The sequence below is a fragment of the Dietzia sp. B19 genome (genome assembly GCF_014145155.1).
Taxonomy (GTDB): Bacteria; Actinomycetota; Actinomycetes; order Mycobacteriales; family Mycobacteriaceae; genus Dietzia; species Dietzia natronolimnaea.
Window position 1 is genome coordinate 13460 of sequence record NZ_JAALED010000572.1, and the last position, 16932, is coordinate 30391.

Consider the following 16932-nt stretch of genomic DNA (forward strand, 5'->3'; position numbering starts at 1 on the left):
GCCCGTCCGGTGGGGGCGATCCGTCCGGTGGTGGTCCGTCGACTGGTGGCGGATCGCGTGGTGGACCAGCCGCTGGTGGATCCGGGGGAGGCGGCGCTGGAGCTCTTGGTTCCGGCCCCTCGACCGGCGGTGGTCAGCAGGTGGCCGCGGCAGGCCAGACAGGTGCGCGGATCGCGCGCAACGCCGCCGGCATGGCCGGGTCTGCCTTGCGAGCGGGCGGCGGGATCCTCGACGACTCGGTAGGCGCTCCGGTCAATCCGGGGTCGGCCTACCGGTAGGGGGAGCTGATGAGCGAGACGATGGCGCCGCAGACCGAGACGACCACCTACACCCTGGGCCGCAAGCGGGAGCGCAACTTCATTGGCCGCATCCCGGTCCGTACGGCCGTGGTGGGGTTTGTCGGCCTCATGGCGTTCGTGGTGTCGATGTTGGCCCAGCAGGTGCGGTTCGCCCTGGTAGCCGCTCTGCTGGCTGTGCTGGTGGGTGCCCTGGTGCATTTTCACCGAGACGGACGGTCTTTCGTCACGTCGGGGCGGCTGGTGGCCGCGCACGTGTGGCGCCGCATGACTGGGGAGAACCTGTACCTCTCGGGCCCGGAATCGCGGGTGCCGGGCGGGCAACGTCGGGCGCCGGGTCTGCTGGCGGGCACCGAGCTGCTCGAGGATGTCGACGCGAACGGCTACCGGTTCGGGGTGATCGTCAACCCTGCGGCCCAGCAGGTCACGGTGAAGCTGACCGGGCAGCTGTCCGGAGATGTGCTGCGTAGCGTCGCGGAGGCTGAGGCGACGACCGCGCAGTGGGGGACGTGCGAGGCGCAGTGGGCGCACAATCGGAATCTGTTGGCGGTGGTGGCCCGGCACACCACCAGGCCGTCGACGGGGATGCTGGCCTTGCGTGAGGTCGAGACCCTCGATTCGCCGGAGGCACCTGCGGTCGCGCGGGAGATCCAGTTCGAGCGAGCCAGGATGCTGCAATCGGGTGGCCAGGATTATGAGTTCGAGCTGGCTTTCACGCTGAAGGTGTCGGTGTCACATTCCCGGGACCGCCGATTTCTCGACCAGCTCCGTTACGAGATCGGTGCGTTCTATCGCGGCCCACTGCCATGGGCGGGGATCAAGGCGCGACCCATGACGGCGGACGAAATCGTGGCCTCGACGCACAAGGCGTTCAATCCCGCGGCCGAGGAAGACTTCGAGGAGCTGCACATCAAAGGCGTGCCGCACCATCTGCCGTGGTCGGATGCGGGGCCGGCGGTGGCCAAGGCCACCGCGCGCGGGTATTTCCACGACGGCACCTGGTCGCGGACCTGGGAGATGGTCTCCGCGCCGCCGGCCACGTTCGAGAACAAGCACTTGCGACCCTTGCTGGAGCAGCACTCGAGGATCACGCGCAAGACCGTCTGTCTGGTCTACCGGCCGTTCCCCCCGGGAGTGGCGCATTCGCTGGTCGAGGCCGAGCACCGGGACGCAATGGTCGGGGTCAACGACGGCAAGACGATCAAGTCCGTTGACGCCGAGCTGCGGTTGGAGGGCACGACGGCTTCACGTAAGGCGCTGGCCAAGGGAGCTGGGTACGGGCGGCGGTCGATGTACGTGTCGGTGACGTGGTTGCCGGGCGAGGACGACCGGGCGATCGACGGTGATGTGGAGGCGCTGGCCAACCAGTTGAACATCCGGGTGCGCGAGATGCGGCTCATGCAGGACTCGGCGTTCTCGTTCTGCCTCGGTGCTGGAGCCCTGCCGTTCGGAAGGAAGGACTGAGCGGATGTTGAACCTCAAGAACCTATTTGGATCGACTCCCGATACCCGCCCCCGCCCCCTGCGCGGACTGGAGGTCAGTGAGACCGTCGATGCCCGCGGCTTCCCCCAGGCGCTCGTCACCGACGCCAGCCGCCACCAGATTGCCGTGGCGAGCCTGGTGGATGATGCCGGGATCGTGGAGCAGGAGAGGGTCAGTGCGTGGACCCGTCAGGTGGCGGGCCTGGACCGGCTTCTGGCCGGTTTCGCCTGTGACAGCACGACCTCAGCGCCACCGCTGCTGGGTGGAGTGTTCTCGGCCGCCGACAAGACCGAGCGAAGCGACCTCACGGAGTTGGCCTCGATCGTGGCGGTCGACGCACCGACCCTGTACGACGCGGCCGCTCTCGCCGGCCTGCCGGCCCGGCCTGCACGCGAGAGCGAGATCGCCGGGCGCTGCGGTCACGTCCTGGACGCGGCGCTGCGGTCAATCGAGGATCTATCCGAGCTGACCTGGGACGAGTCGTCGCGCAGTGTTCGCGTGGGAAGTGTGGAGTGCGTCAGCTTCACACTGTCGTGCTCGGATCCGGCCAGCGGAGCAGAGGCCAGCGCGGACGTGTCCGACGTGCTGGCCGAGTGGGACGCCGCCGGCCACATCTGGCGTACCCGCTGGATGCGCCCCTTCGTCGACCCCCTGTCGGTCAGTGAAGTCGAGGCCGCCGACGGTGGACGGGTGTGGTCGACGGTGACCGTGGCCGGCGGACACGAGATCGCCCAACTGTTCTTGCAGGCGCTGCGGCCGCGTACCCGCTTGCGGGTGCGGCATGAGTCCGGGCGCCAAGGGGTGATGTTGGCCGCCAACCTTGGACTGGGTGTGGCGGGGTTCCAGCACGCGACGATCGAGACGGAGCTGCCGCTATGAGTATGTGGAGACCAGAGGAGGCCACCGCCGACTACGGCGAGCTGTTCCGGGCGATCCTCGACGGGCAAGAGAAGTACCCGCTGCCGTGGACCCGCCGAGGGCGGGCCCTGGGCAGATGGCAGAAGGCCAACCCGGATGAGGTCGGGCGGATCAAACACGAGTCGCTGGCCCGGCATGGTGTGGCCCCGGTGGTCGGGGAGGATGCGTGGCCACGAGCCGGGGCGCGCGGCTTTCGTGCCCCCTTCGCTGCCGGGATCGGGTCGGGTCTGGTGCGATCGGTCACTGCTCCGAACGAGTTCATGATGGCCACGAACTACGCCGCCGGGTGGAACCCCAACTCGGTCGGGTCGCCGTCTCCGATGATCGGCCCGCCGATCGGTCGGAACCTGCTCGACGGCAAGGACCTCGGCTTCGACTGTCTGAGCTGGCTAGAGCAGAACCTGCTGTCGACGCCGTCGGCGTTCTTGATGTCGGTGCCCGGGCTGGGTAAGTCCTCGCTGGTGCGGCAGATCCTGCTCGGACACTCGGCCCAGGGTCATGTGCCGATCATTCCCAACGACCTCAAGGGCGAGTACGTCCCCCTGGTGCTAGCTGTCGACGGGCAGGTGATCCGGATCGGGCACGGCCTGGACCGGATCAACCCCCTCGACGCGGGAGCTCTGGGTTCGGTGGTGCCGGTCCTCCAGGCGGCGATCGCCACTCACACCGGGGACACCGACGCCGATCGGGAGAGGCTGCGCATGTTGGAACAGCAACTCCATCGAGCCAAAAAGGAGGTGGCCGCCGGTCAGCGCCGGATGATCGAGACTCTGGTCTCGCTCGCCCGGCAGGGTCGGATGGCCGATTACGAGTCCGCGGCCGTGGCCGTGGCACTGGACGACTTGTACGCCGAGGACGGCCCGGACGGGCGCAGTCGCTGGGTACATCCGCCGGAGCTGACAGACCTGATCGCCATGCTGCAGGCAGGGTCCCGGCAGCTGCACCAGGTCACCGTCTCGGCGTCGGATGAGGAGTATCACGCCACCGTCCGGCCGCTGCTGCGCAGCCTGTATGCGATGCAGCACGGTGTGACCGGGGAGATCTTCTCAGGGCAGACCACCACGCCCATCGACGTCAACTCCGCCGCGGTGGTGATCGACGTGTCCGCCCTGGACGACAACGACGAAACCGTGAAAGCCGCGGTGATCATGGCGTGCTGGTCGGCGGCAGCGGGCGCGGTGACGGCGTCGAAGATTCTCGCCGATGCTGGCCTGCGCAAGCGGAAGCTGTTCGCCTATACCCTCGACGAGCTGTGGGGCACCCTGGCCGCCGCGCCGGGGCTGACCAAGCATGTGGACGGTCTCATGCGTCTGCTGCGAACAATGGGCTGCGCGGTGTACCTGGTCACCCACGGGTCCAAGGATCTGGAGACCCTGCCGACCGAAGCGGATCGCAACCGCGCGATGGGGTTCATCGACCGGGCCGGGGCTGTGATCTGTGGTGGGTTGCCGGCCGACGAACTGCGCCTACTTGGCGGAAAGCTCCCCTTCACAGCGCGGGAGATCGCCGAGATCACCTCATGGTCACAAGGGGCCTCACCAGACCGGGAACGCTCTGCGGATGCCCCTGTGCCGCCGGGCCGCGGGTGTTTCATGATCAAAGCCAGCAAGAGCACCGCGCCCGGCATCCCGTTCCGCACCGACATCTCGCCACTAGAGACGAAATGGCGACTACACGACACCAACGCCGCGTTCGAGGACGAGTGGAAGCGCAAGTCCGCGCGAGCCGGGGGACTGGTCAATGCCTAGTCCCGCCGGGGGCTACAGCCCCGAGTTCAAGGAAGATGTCGTCGATCGGTTCGTGGGCTACTTCAGCGCCTCGTCCACCCTGTCGTCTGCGGCCGCGAGCGCGGCGCGCGACTTCGGTGTGGCGACCTCCACGGTGCTCAGCTGGGCCGAGGACCAGCAGCGGATGCCGCGTCCGACCTGGGGGGAGATTCGGCGCCTGCGCGCCGCGAACGCGCACCTGTCCGCTCGGTTGCGGGAACTGGAAGACCGGTGACCCTCAAGGGGCCGGTGCTGGCGCTGGTGATCGTCCTCGCGGTCGCGTTCGGGTTGACCATCGTCGTCTCCTCCTTCATCGAGGACGACGACCGGTGCGCACCGACCGGAGGGTCCAGCTCAGCGGCCGGCGGAGTCCCCGATGGGGACTACTCCAAGCCCATGAAAGACGGCACCTACCAGGTCTCCTCGGGCTATCGCTCAGCCGATCGCCCCGACCACCGGGGCATCGATTACGCAGCACCCGTGAACACTCCCATCTACGCCTTCGCCGACGGCGTGGTCACCGAATCGGGCCCCGCTTCGGGATTCGGCAACTGGATCGTCATTGACCACGAGGGAAACGGTGGGGACGGCATGTTCTCCACCGTCTACGGGCACATGCCAGCGGACGACCTCAGGGTCAAGGCCGGCGACGCAGTCAAGGCCGGCCAGCATATCGCCGGGGTCGGCAACGAGGGCCAATCCACGGGCGCCCATCTGCATTTCGAGATCTGGGCAGGAGGCCGCTACGGCGGCCAAGACGTCGATCCGGTGCCGTGGATCGACAAGGCGACCAATCCGGGCGAGGCCGGCCAGAGGCCCGCTCCCGCACCGACACCGCCCGCTCCCGCACCGACACCGAGAGAACCCACGGACCGGGGTACGCGCGGGGGAGAGCTTCCCCCGTCGGACGTGGTGTCCGAGCAGAACTTGCAGGTCGACTCGGTCCGCGTGGCCCGGGCCGTCGCCCAGAAGTTCCCCGAAGTGCAGACGATCGGGGGGTGGCGCCCCAGCGACCCGTTCCCCGACCACCCGTCAGGCAGAGCCGTCGACGTGATGATCCCGGACTACGCCAGCGGTGCGGGTAAGAAGCTCGGCGACGAGATCGCCGACTACCTGTTCCGCAACAAAGAAGCGTTCAACATCGAGTACTTGATCTGGCGGCAGCAGTACATTCCCGCCGAAGGCCAGCCGAGCCAGATGGAAGATCGGGGCACCCCGACCGAGAACCACTTCGATCACGTGCACGTGACCGTGGCCGGCGGGGGAATGCCCACCCCGGGCCAGAAGTACGGTCCCGCCCCGGAGGGAGGTGGTCCCGGTGTCGGTGCCTCCACCGGTGAGTGCGTTCCGGACGGTGTCGGCGACCACGGGCGCGCGCTGAACGACGGTGAGATCCCGGAGGAGCTGCGCAAGTGGATTCGTCTCGGCGGGCAGGTGTGTCGAGAAGTGGATTCGCCGCTGCTGGCGGGGTTGCTCTACCACGAGTCGGCAGGGTTCCAAGCTCGGGCTGTCTCGCCAGTGGGAGCGCAGGGATATGCGCAGGCGATGCCTGCTACCTGGGCCTCTCGAGGGGCGAAGGTCGACGAGAACGGCCAGGTGGCCGGTCCGCCGGGCTCTGGCTCGCCCTCCGATCCCGCAGACGCCACGATGTTCGCGGCCCGCTACCTGTGCGAGATCGCCGAAGGCCAGCGCGAGGGCATCGCCTCAGGTCAGCTCTCCGGGGATCCGCAGACGCTGATGCTGGCTGGGTACAACGCCGGCCCGGGCGCCGTCCAGCAGTACGGCGGGGTTCCGCCGTACGCGGAGACACAGAAGTACGTCGTCATCGTGCCCGCAGAAGCCGCCAAATTCGCCACGACAGCAGGGTAAGGAGCAGTGGCCATGGAAGCAGAACAACGACGCCTCTTGATCATCGCGGGCGTGATCGCCGCAGGCGTGGTGGCGGCGTGTGTGGTGGTGACGCTGGTGGTGGTGATGCTGCGGGCCGGAGGCGACGAACTCGGCACCGACGCCCATCACGTGCACGCAGAACCGACAGAGACCGCGGAAGGAGCCGCGCGGGCCGCGATGCGGCAGATCTTCACGTGGCGGCCGGCCGAGCAGGCGGGCCCCTGGGACGCACTGCACGCGGCCGCGGACACGCTCACTGGGCCACTGGCCGAGGCGGCGGCCGAGCGCCCGGCCTCAGAGCCACTGCCTAGACAGTGGGCGGCGTGGGCGGCCTCCGGTGACGTCGTCGTGGGAGCTGTGGAGCTCGCCAGCGATCCGGTTGACCCTCACGCCCCCCGGGCCGAGGTGCGTCTGATCCTGCGGCAGGTGGTTCAACACACCGACGGCGACACGACCCCGCTTCCGGAGATGGCAGCGCAGGTGGTCGTGGTCCGTGAGGGACACACCTGGAAAGCCGCGCAGTACCGACTAGAGATGACGAGATAGGGGCACATCATGGCTGGCAACGACAATCCGAGGAACACCCGAGTCTCGCAGTTCCCCCCCGAGCACGTCGTGCTGCTGATCATGCTCGCCGGGTTCGTGGCGATCAACGTCTCGGTGTGGGCGGCGCATCGGGCGGCGGTCAAACTCGGCGGCGCCGAGCCACCGAGCCCCTTTCCACTACTCGGCGCTATCGAGGTCCTGGCGCGTGACTCGGTGACCTGGTCCCCAGCGGCGACTGCGCTGCTGGTGACCCAATGGCTGGTCGTCGTGGTGATCACCGCGGGGATCATCCTCGCTCGCCGGCGATGGCGACTGCGGCGCACCGGCGGCACGCAGTCGCGCATCGCACACGCGACCCGGCAAATGGCCTCGACCAGTGACATCGCGACACTGTCCCCGCGTGCGCGTAAACGAGAGCACCGGGACAACAACCTGCCTGACTGCGGCTGGTACGGCTCCTACCTGGGCCGGGAGTGGAGCACCGGGCAGGTCCTCATGTCGGGCACCGAGGACAACGTGTTGAACTTGTGGGCTCCCCGCGAGGGCAAGACCACCAGCAAGGCCATCCCGGAGATCTGGAACGCCCCCGGCCTGGTGGTGGCCACGAGCTGCAAGCGCGACCTGATCGACGAGACGATCCAGCTGCGCGAACACGTCGGCGAGGTGTGGGTGTTCGACCCGCAGAATCTGGCCCCCGGCGCTGGTGAGGGCCGCGGGTTCTTCTTCGACCCGCTCGACTTCGTCCGGGCGGCACGATACTGGGACGGCTCGGCGTTACGCCTGGCCGAGATCTTCGAGGGCGCCACCACTGCCCGGTCGGCGGTCTCTGGTGATGCCGGCGAGAATGCGTTCTTCTACCAGCAGGCCCGCGACTTGCTCACCGCGCTGTTCCTGGCCGCAGCTCTGGGCAACAAACCGATCACCGACGTCTACAGGTGGGTGTCCGCGCCGGGCGCCGGCGAGCCGCTCACGCTGCTCGCCGGCAGCACCTACGAGGCCCAGCACGACGACCTGAACGCGAAGTACTCGCTGACCCCACGCACCCGTGACGGCGTGTTCTCGGCCGCGAAGAACTGCATCGCATGCCTTGGGCTAGCCGAGGTTCGGGAATGGCTGACCCCGCACGGCCACCGCCGGCGTCTTGATGTGACCGCCCTGGCCCACGACGACCGGGCCACGCTGTACATGCTCACCGAAGAAGACAACCCCGTGGCCCGCCCCATTTCAACAGTGCTGGCCATCCTGGTCAGCGAGGCATTGAAGAAGCGGGCCTCGCAGTTCGAGCGGGATCGACTCCCGGTCCCGGTGCTGATGGTGCTCGATGAGATCGCCAACGTCGTGCGATGGCCGAACCTGCCTGAAGCGCTATCGACCTACGGCTCCCGCGGGATCCTGTTCGACATTTTCCTCCAGACCTACGCGCAAGGGGAGGAGATGTGGGGCCCAGTCGGTATGCGCAAGCTCTACGCCCTGGTGGCGATCAAAGTCATCGGGCCAGGACAGACCGAGCCGGAGTTTGCGCAAATGGTCTCCACCCAGGTCGGCACCTACCGCGAGGTCGAGCGGTCAGTGTCGTACTCCAATGGCAGCGGTTCGAGCTCGCAACAAGTCGGCGGCGACAAGCCGATCTTGTCCGTCGACGAGATCCAGAACCTGCAGAAATGGCAAATGATCGTCATCGCCAAAGGCCGACGGCCGATGCTCGCGCGGATGATCCCGGCCACCCAGCAGGACTTCTCACCCGCCACGCGTGAGCTGCTCGACCGCCTGGAGAGAGGACAGACCGGTGTCACTGTGGACTGATCTCGTGCGGGCCGCGACGCCCAAACCGTTGCAGAACCAGATGCAGTCCCTGGCCGTCGACGCCTTAACCGGCTACGCCGAGCATCCAGGGCTGGGGGTGGCGCTGCGCCGAGCGGCACACCGCGCCGCCAAGCGGTACTCCGTCGAGGATCTGGGGATCCCGTCGAACCCGCGACATCCCACTGTGTACGACTTCTTCGACGACTATCTACGCCCCGCCTACCAGGTCCAAGATCGCTCACAAGCCAACGCCTGGTGCGGCAAATGGTGGGCGCATCAGAGCGTGGTGTTCCGTGTCCGGGCGATGTGGCGCAGCTACGAGTACCTGGCGGTGACCGATCCCATGCGGGCCGACGAGATCTTCCTACGCACCGTTGGCGATCACCACATGCGGATCCTCCTCGGACCCGAATCGCCGATGGCCTCGTGCCGAAATCACCACGAACCCTCCGAACTCCTGCGCTCAGAACCGATGGAGAAGACACAATGAACAGCCAGAATCGCGAGCAGCACATGTCGATGCTTGCCCGAGCCAGCCGCATAGCCGGACGTCAGGGCGGTTTCCGCGAACGCACCCACTACCTGACGGCCGCCGAGCTGCGCACGGTTCCCGTCACCCGGTTACTGCGGGAGACGGCCTGGGCCGATCGCCCCGACGCCTCCGAGCAATGGAGAGACGAACGTCGCCAGATCGTCGCGGACGAGTTCGCCCGCCGGGGCTTCGAGACGGCGGCCGCCGACGTCTGGCATCGGTGGGAGCCCGCAGATTACGACGGCCGCGCCCTCCTGGATGAACAGCGCCGGCTCCAGGCCGAGCGCGAGGCCGCCAAGACACAGGACATAGATGTCGATCGCGGACAGGAAATGACTGTGCTGTGGGCGGTGTCAGCACTGGTCACAGCCGGTGCGGTGACTGAATTGATCGACGGTGACGAGGTCATGGAGCGGGTGACCTCAGCGCTGTCGCAGACGTGGGAAGGCCTCGAGAGCGACCCAACTATGGGCGGCGAGCTGGACATGTCCACAGGGTCAGACCTGTCCGCCAGTCTGAGCGCCGCCTCGGCGCCGGCCACTGCCGAGACCGCCATGGCGGCCGATGTCGCGACGGCCTCCCCTGAGGTCGACCCCGACATCGAAATGTAGGAGACCACCATGACCGAACCGACCCCTGCCGCAACCGACCTGAGGGCTCGACTGGGCTCCGCACTCGCCGCCACCGGGTCCCCGCTGAGTCTGAAGCCGCACCGCCCGACCTGGCTGCCCGACGACGAGATCTCGTTCTCTGACTCGCGCTTCACAAGTAGTGATGTGCTGATCCCAGGTGGTAGTCGAGCGACGCTCCTGGCCTCCCGACTCGAGAACCTGCTCACCACCGAATCGATCAGCGATGTCATCACCCGTATCGAGAACCTGTCGGCGGCGTACGAGATTGCCGACGCCGTCGAACGTGAAACAAGCGGCAGAAGCCCGTACGCCCGCGCTGCCCGCGCCGGTTTCGCCGACAAGGCGCTCGCACACGCAGTGGTCAGCCTGTATTCAGACGACGATGCGATGACGGTGGACGTCCCGGTGCAGCAGGTCAACCTCTACATCGAAGATAAGATCGGCGCCAGCGCAATGCACGCTCTGGAGGCCGAGGTGGATCGGGTCACCGGCACCACGTTCCTCGAGCGAGTGGAGCTTCCGCAACCCGTGGGATCGATGATCCGCGAGGGAACGTGGTCGCCCTCGACCGAGACCGAGAAATCCAGCCCGTTCGACGCCGATAATTCCAGCTCGATGGGAGCCGAGAGATCAAGCCCGTTTCGGCTGGGGAACCTGTTCACACGTTGCTCGGCTGAGAACAGCCGTTCAGAGATCGCCCCGGTCACCAGCCCAGGACGCGACGCAGCGGCCGAGAGTTGGTTCGAACTGTGAGCTGAGGCTATACCTCTGGCCCCTGTGACGGCTCCCTGCCGGGCACAGGGGCTTCGTGGTGTGTCGGCCCGTCCGGCTCCGGCTCGCCCGAACCCGGTTGCGAGCTGAACGGGTCGACGTCGAACGGGTTGGCATCAAAGGGGCCCTGGCGGTGGGAGGCCGTGAAGGGGTCCAGCTCTGCGTCGACCGGGCCGAGGTCCTCCTCCAAGGGCGTGTGAGTGAGGCTGGTGTGCTCGGCCAGGGCGGCGGCCGCGTAGTCGGCCAGCTCTGTGTCCATGCCGGGGTGCCGAGAGGGCAGGGGGGCCAGGTGGCCGAGGTCGGTGTCGGTGTCTGTTTCGTATCCCGATAGCCAGCCGGTGGCCGAGGCGAGCGGGTCGTCCGGGGCATCGACCTCGTGGTGCCACTGTGCGATCGCGGCGGCGACGTCAACGCCGCGGGCAAGCGCCTTGTCGACGGCGGCGCGCAAGGGCGCTGTCTCTGCCTCAGGCACTTCACCGACGGCCATAGAGCCCACCAGGTGCGTGGTGTAGTCGAGCACGAGCAGATCGCGGGCGGCGGCGTAACCGGCGGCCATGCGGTCCGGATCATCGGCGGCGGCAAGCGCGTCACGGAGTTGTTCGGTGGCGGTGGTGTGACCGTCGTCCCGGGCCAGCGCCGCGGTCAGGACACCGCGAGCGGTGGTCAGCCTGTCGTCAACCTCCGGGGCCAGGTGTGGCTTCTCGGTCTCCATATCCAGCGGAGAGTCTGTGACGGCGTAGGCGTGGTTCTCGGCCCGGCCGCGGGACAGGGCAACGTACAAACCGCGGCGGTTCGTCGCGTCGTCGACGACGGTGCGAGAGACGTCGACGGTAATGCCCTGCGCGCGGTGAATGGTGGCCGCGTAACCCAGCTCCGTACAGCCGGCGACGTAGTCGGCATCGAGAGTGACCCGGCCGCGGTGCCCAAGGTGCCGCACGGTCAGCGACCCATCCGCGCCGACCTTCTCCACGCGCCAGCGGTCACCGTTCTGCACGCGGGAGCCCGGTCTGGTTCCACCCTTGGTGCGAAGGTCCCCGTTGTTGGTGCGGGTGACGACAACGTCGCCGCGGCCGGCGGTCAGATCGTCGGCAAGGTCGACCAGACTGCGCGCCTGAGCGGCTCCGGTGTCACGGTGACGATTCTGGATCTGGGTGTTGAGTTCACGAACTGTGGCGGTGGTGGAGGCCAGGACGATCCCGTCGCGACCGGCGTCGGTGTCGGCGAAGTGATCGGCAACTGCGGCGGCGATCATCTCCTCACGGGCGCCACCGTGGACCCAGCCCTTGTCGGCGTGGAACTGCAGGGCGTCCGGTTCGCCGGAGCGGATGCCGATGGAGGCGCGGGCCTGCGCGGTGTCGTCACCGAAGCGGACGACGTCGGTCAGTTCGGGTGCGTTGGTCTCGGAGGCCACCAGGCGCATCAGGCCGCCGGACTCGACGGCGTCGAGCTGCGCGGGATCTCCCACCATGCGCACCACCGCGCCGCGATCGCGGGCGATCTCCACGAGCGCCGCGACGTCCTTCGTGGAGGCCATGGCGGCCTCATCGAGCAGCAGCATTGCACCCGGTTCGATGGTGAGCGGCAACGTGCGGGCGGCGTAGCCCATGGACTCTAGTTTTCCCCGCCAGCGGTAGGTCAGCGAGGCAAGCGTGCGGGCTTCGGCGCCGATTTCCTCACCGAGAGTTTCGGCGGCGACCGCAGAGGGCGCCAGCGCGATGACCTGTCGCCCGGAGGCTCGCCACGCGGCGGTGACGGCCTTCATGGAGGTGGTCTTGCCGGTGCCGGCGGGGCCGACGCCGGCGGCGACGAGTTGCCCGGACAGGCAGAAGTGTTCGGCAAGTGCGCGCTGTCCGGGGTTGAGGACGCGGCCGCTCGCGGACTCGTGTTCGGCGATCACTGCCCGCAGTTGCTCGCCGGTGGTGAACACCGCCACGGGCGTTTGTGCGGCGCCGGTGACAAGTTGCTCGGCGTCGAGCATGGCGGTCGAGGTGTGGAGCAGCTCGCCGTGGCGCTCGAGGACACTGAGCCTGTCGGAGTCGCGCCGCAGCGCGGTGGGCGCCTCCAGTGTGTCGGGCGTCGACAGGGCCACCGACCCGCGTCCCAGAGCGTGGTCCACTACCGCGCTCACGGCCTCGTCGCGCTCGGTCGGTGAGGTGAAGGCGACGTTGGTCAGCTGGGTCTCGACCACGGCCCGCACGTGCGCGTGGGTCCACGTCGCTCGGGCATCGGACACGGTCTCGATGACGTGGGCGGACTCGACCTCGAGGCCGTCCATCTGCCGCACCGAGGGGTTCATCTCCTTGATCCGATCATCCGGTGGCTCGGGGTTTAGCGCGGTAGAGACCATGGCGTCGACGGCGGCTTCTGATCCGAGGTGACGGGCGGCCAATCGGCGCCAGGTCGACTGGTGGTCGGCCAGCGATCGGGACTCCTGCTTGCCTTCCCGGGTGTCTAGCGTGGCTTGCTGCAGAAGGGCGTACTGGACCGCCTGAGTCGGTGCCCGGCCGTGCTTGGTCCGGTACTCGGCGAGGAGCTCGTCGCGGCGAGCCTCGACCATCTGACGGCGTGAGGAGAACGCGCGGCACAGTGTCTGATCGATACCTGCGACCTCCCAGACGGGTTGCCTGTCGCGTGTGGGATAGCGGGCTTCGAACGCCACGCCAATCTCCCGGCGAAGCCGATCAACGATCGCCGCGTTGTAGCGCTGGGACGCGGCAACAGCGTGCTTGTGCAGTGCCGCTCCATCGAGGGCGGACCACTTGCCGTCGACGCCGAGAACCTTGTTCGACACCGCGCAGTGGGTGTGCAGGTTCGGGTCGCCGGCGCGGGTGTCGTAGTGGTCGAACTGGGCCACGATCAAGCCGTGGGTGTCGATCTGCCGCTCGCTGCGATCACCGCGGCGGGTGAAGGCGGCCTCGCGTTCGATCCACGCCAGGGAGTCGTTGACGCACTCGCGGTGGATGCGTTCGATCTCTCGCCGGGTGTCGGTGTCCGCCAGGGCCCATAGGGTGCTGACGGACTTCTGCGGAGTGAACACCAGGTCCATGCCGGCGACCGGCTGACGCACGTTGCTGCGCTGCGCGGCGGCCCAGGACAGCAGCTCCCGATCCGTGGGTGGCTGGTGTCCGAACTTGGCGCGGTAGTGCTTGTCTGCCAGCGTCCGCCACGCCTCCGAGGTGGTGGCCTTGTCGATCGTGTGGCCCTCCTCGGCCAGCTCCCTGAGCGTGGACTTGTACTCCTCCACGAGCGGGATTTCGTTCTTGAACTCGGGGAACTTCCGACCGAGCGCGGTCTCTTTGAGGTCGGCGCCGGCCTCGAGCATCTGGTCGGTGTTGGGGTGCCGGCCCTCGCCGAACAGCGCCTTCATCTGCTCCTCGGACACCGTGCCGGACACCGGGCTGATCTCTGAGAGGGCTTCCAAGCCAGCGCCGTGCCAGCGGCCGGGAGGGGTGCCGTTGGCGGTGTAGTAGTCGGTCAGCTCCTGGCCACGTTCACGCAGCCGGTCGGCGGTAGCTACCTGACGTGTCAGGTAGCTGTAGCCGTCCCCGGCGTGCAGCACGTGGAGGGTCATCACGCCGCCCACTCTAACCCCACGTCAGCGCCCGGTCACGGACGCAGTCTGAAAATCAGCAAGAGGTGTGTAGGTTCTCGGGGGCTGAGCGAAGCGAAGTACAAGCGTGGAACGAAGTGACACGTCCGGATGGGGCACTGGTGGGGGACCGGGGGCATAGCAGGCTCTGGTGTGCGATCGTCGGCAGCGTTAGAGTTGGGTGGCGAGAACAGGCCCAGCTCGACTACAGGGAAGCGACTACCGTGGCTAAGACCTCCGACAAGACCAGCGCCCGCAACCGCGCCAGGCAGGCGCTCGCCGAGAAGCAGCGCAAGCGCCGGGAGCGCGACGAGCGCATCGAGGCAGCGGCCACCCGCTATTTCACCGCCGCCGACGCGATCGCCAAGGCTCGCCTCGATGCCGGAGAGGCGATCAAGGCTCTCATCGACGAGGGCGAACCGCGCGGCGAGATCGCCGAACTCCTCGGCATCTCCACCCGCGACATCAAGACGGCCCTCGACACACTGGGTGACGACCAACAGGAGCAGGTTGCCTCGGCGCAGGACACGCACGATGAGGCCCCGGCGGAGGCCACTGGGGACCGCAACGTGGCGTGAGCGCCTCGGGCCCGATCGCCCTGCCGGGGTCGAAGGATGGACTCCTGCCCCGCTGCGACAGTGTCTTTACCCCTCGGCGCCTCGGGCAGGGCGGGGGAGTCTAAGCGGGGAGCTGTTACCGGGCCTGCTCCACAACGCGCTCTTTAGAGTGCGCCCGGCGTCTTGCCGCCGGGCGCACCCACCAGCGGACACTGCGCAACCGTGCGGGCCCGGCCATCGCCGACGCTGTCGTAGCTGACACCTATCCTCGCCCCACCCGGTAACAGTTCCCTCAACACCCTCGAGGCCCCGATGACCGCAGCACTGTTCCCTCTACCGGCCGCACCGGACACGCAGCAGCTCTCTCTGCTCGGCGATCCCCGGCCGGTGCGCACCCCGGCGACACTGTGGCGCATCTGGCTCACCGACCCCGCCACCCGGCAACGGTTCGAGAACAAGCGCTACCGCCGCGGCCCCGACCAGTGCTGGCCCTGGATCGGCGCGATCTCCTCCACCGGACACGGTTCCTTCCGCGCCGCCAGCCTGCCTGGGCTCTCCCGCCGCGGCACCGTCCCCGCGCACCTGTACGCCTACCAACTCGCGCACGGCATCATCGACCGACTCGGCTGGAGCGCCCTGACCGACCCCATCCTGTGCCACCGCTGCGACTACGCCGGCTGCACCAACCCGAACCATCTACGGCTAGGCACCGCCGGCGACAACCGCGCCGACTACCTCACGCGACGACACAGCGCGAACAGTCCCCTCGGTGACACCCGCGGTCCAGCCGGCCTCTCCCGCGCAATCGCAGAGGCGATCCGCACCGCAATCGCCGCAGACGAGCCAGCGCACACTATTGATCACCGCATCGACGACGCCATCGCCACCGGGCAACCGTGGAGCCTCTGGTAGTCCACCAACTCCACAACGGGGAGGCCAACTCCAGGACGATGGGTACGACACCGAGTGACAACCGGTGATCCACCGACCCCTACCGAGGATCAACAATGCCCGTTCTCCCACTTGCCACCACCACGCTTCCGCAAGACGCCTCGCAGATCACCATTCCGGCGGCGTACGACATCGCATGGAGCGCGGCGATGGTAGGCATGATCGTCCTGGATGTCCTCGCCCTCATTCACCTGGCAAGACACCGACGGACTACATATGACTGGGCCTGGGCGCTCGTCATCCTCGCACTCCCGCTTCTCGGAGTGCTCCTGTACGCGCTACTCGGTCCTCGCCGCCGCAGCAGCGACAACACCGTCCGCGACACGATCACCTCGCCCCGGTGATCGACAAGGCCGTAGCACCATCCAGTAAAAGCACCCCACCGCAATAGCGACCGGCACCCGATCATCCCCTGGGCGGCCGGGCGGCTTGGGCCGCACCGCACGCGCACACCGCATGGCACGTCTCATCGCCGAACGAACCGGGGCGACCGTGTGACCGGCGACCAGGAACATCCGACCACCCCGGTCCGCCGGGGGAGCGGCGCCCTCCGAGCCTGATCCTGCCCCCACCTATGGCTGCCACTTCTCGGCACTCGGGGCCGCTTGGTGGGGAGCCAGCTGCGCTCACGGCTTAGGGGCCGGGCCTGCCTCGCGAGGTCCATCACGTAGTGAGTCCAACACTTCACGCAGCGTGTCCGAGGTCGCCTCGGCGCGTACCCGGGCCCGATCGGCCTCCTCGGCCTTGGCGCGCGCGAGGCTGGCGTCCTGGCGCACTGTCTCGAGCTGGCCACGCAGCTGCTCGAGCTCGGCCCGCAACGCCTTGACCTCTTCGGCTGCGCCATCGAGCGCGACGACAACCTCGTCTTTCTCCGCGACAGCGCGCTCCGCCGCGGTCAAAGCGTCAGCCTCGCCCGCGCGCGCGGCATCGAGTGCCACCGCGGTCGCCTCATCCGCCTGCTCCGCGGCCCGCTTCCACGCCGCGGCCCACACCGATTGCACCATCGCCGACATCGCCTCCGACAGGTCCGGAGCCTCTGGCACATCACCGGTGGCCGCGGCCGCGTGCTCACGCATCCACGCGGCCACCTCGCCGATCCGCACCCCTGCTTCGCGCTGCACGCTGCGGACAGTGATCTTGTCTCCCCGCGCGACAAGCACCCCATACGCCCTGGCGATCTTCTCCGACGTCGACATCG

General features: G+C 68.0%; 15 protein-coding genes. 13 read left to right on the plus strand and 2 right to left on the minus strand.

What is annotated here, in order from left to right:
* Nucleotides 1-287 precede the first annotated feature (287 nt).
* The 10 genes from G6020_RS15850 (at nt 288) to G6020_RS15895 (ending at nt 10619) form a co-directional block, all read left to right on the plus strand.
* A complete protein-coding gene (locus G6020_RS15850; protein ID WP_083249524.1) occupies nt 288-1760 on the plus strand; it encodes an SCO6880 family protein in 1473 nt (490 codons plus the stop codon).
* Nucleotides 1761-1764: 4 nt separating this feature from the next.
* The gene (locus G6020_RS15855) at nt 1765-2658 is read left to right on the plus strand and encodes a hypothetical protein (RefSeq protein WP_069388793.1); all 894 of its coding nucleotides are present in this window, start codon (nt 1765-1767) and stop codon (nt 2656-2658) included.
* A complete protein-coding gene (locus G6020_RS15860; RefSeq protein ID WP_241732773.1) occupies nt 2655-4445 on the plus strand; it encodes an ATP/GTP-binding protein in 1791 nt (596 codons plus the stop codon). The genes G6020_RS15855 and G6020_RS15860 overlap by 4 nt, the downstream gene beginning before the upstream one ends.
* A complete protein-coding gene (locus G6020_RS15865) occupies nt 4438-4698 on the plus strand; it encodes a hypothetical protein (protein ID WP_069388795.1) in 261 nt (86 codons plus the stop codon). Before G6020_RS15860 ends, G6020_RS15865 begins: the two co-directional genes overlap by 8 nt.
* Entirely contained in the window at nt 4695-6332 is a 1638-nt protein-coding gene (locus tag G6020_RS15870) for a peptidoglycan DD-metalloendopeptidase family protein (RefSeq protein WP_182611265.1), read from the plus strand. The genes G6020_RS15865 and G6020_RS15870 overlap by 4 nt, the downstream gene beginning before the upstream one ends.
* Nucleotides 6333-6344: 12 nt before the next feature.
* Nucleotides 6345-6899, plus strand: coding sequence for a hypothetical protein (locus tag G6020_RS15875; protein WP_182611266.1), 555 nt, complete (start codon nt 6345-6347; stop codon nt 6897-6899).
* A 96-nt stretch (nt 6900-6995) separates the two neighbouring features.
* Nucleotides 6996-8702: a type IV secretory system conjugative DNA transfer family protein gene (locus G6020_RS15880; RefSeq protein WP_206682244.1), complete on the plus strand. Its 1707-nt coding sequence runs from the start codon at nt 6996-6998 to the stop codon at nt 8700-8702.
* A complete protein-coding gene (locus G6020_RS15885) occupies nt 8686-9192 on the plus strand; it encodes a DUF4913 domain-containing protein (RefSeq protein WP_182611268.1) in 507 nt (168 codons plus the stop codon). The genes G6020_RS15880 and G6020_RS15885 overlap by 17 nt, the downstream gene beginning before the upstream one ends.
* Entirely contained in the window at nt 9189-9845 is a 657-nt protein-coding gene (locus G6020_RS15890) for a hypothetical protein (RefSeq protein WP_182611269.1), read from the plus strand. The genes G6020_RS15885 and G6020_RS15890 overlap by 4 nt, the downstream gene beginning before the upstream one ends.
* A gap of 9 nt (nt 9846-9854) precedes the next feature.
* Nucleotides 9855-10619, plus strand: a complete 765-nt coding sequence (locus G6020_RS15895) for a hypothetical protein (RefSeq protein ID WP_182611270.1) — start codon at nt 9855-9857, stop codon at nt 10617-10619.
* 7 nt (nt 10620-10626) lie between these two features.
* On the opposite strand, the gene mobF is transcribed toward G6020_RS15895, so the two are convergent.
* Nucleotides 10627-14208 (minus strand): MobF family relaxase, encoded by a 3582-nt coding sequence (mobF, locus tag G6020_RS15900; RefSeq protein ID WP_182611271.1) that lies wholly within the window; start codon nt 14206-14208, stop codon nt 10627-10629.
* A gap of 242 nt (nt 14209-14450) precedes the next feature.
* On the opposite strand from mobF, the gene G6020_RS15905 reads away from it, so the two are divergent.
* The 3 genes from G6020_RS15905 (at nt 14451) to G6020_RS15915 (ending at nt 16078) form a co-directional block, all read left to right on the plus strand.
* The gene (locus G6020_RS15905; protein ID WP_069388802.1) at nt 14451-14804 is read left to right on the plus strand and encodes a hypothetical protein; all 354 of its coding nucleotides are present in this window, start codon (nt 14451-14453) and stop codon (nt 14802-14804) included.
* A 291-nt stretch (nt 14805-15095) separates the two neighbouring features.
* Nucleotides 15096-15695: a hypothetical protein gene (locus G6020_RS15910; protein WP_017836479.1), complete on the plus strand. Its 600-nt coding sequence runs from the start codon at nt 15096-15098 to the stop codon at nt 15693-15695.
* A gap of 95 nt (nt 15696-15790) precedes the next feature.
* Nucleotides 15791-16078 carry a PLDc N-terminal domain-containing protein gene (locus G6020_RS15915; protein ID WP_182611272.1) on the plus strand — a complete coding sequence of 96 codons (288 nt, stop codon included), beginning with the start codon at nt 15791-15793 and terminating at the stop codon, nt 16076-16078.
* Between the two features lie 282 nt (nt 16079-16360).
* Here G6020_RS15915 and G6020_RS15920 read toward each other — a convergent pair whose 3' ends face one another.
* Nucleotides 16361-16930 (minus strand): hypothetical protein, encoded by a 570-nt coding sequence (locus tag G6020_RS15920; protein ID WP_107749286.1) that lies wholly within the window; start codon nt 16928-16930, stop codon nt 16361-16363.
* Nucleotides 16931-16932: the final 2 nt, after the last annotated feature.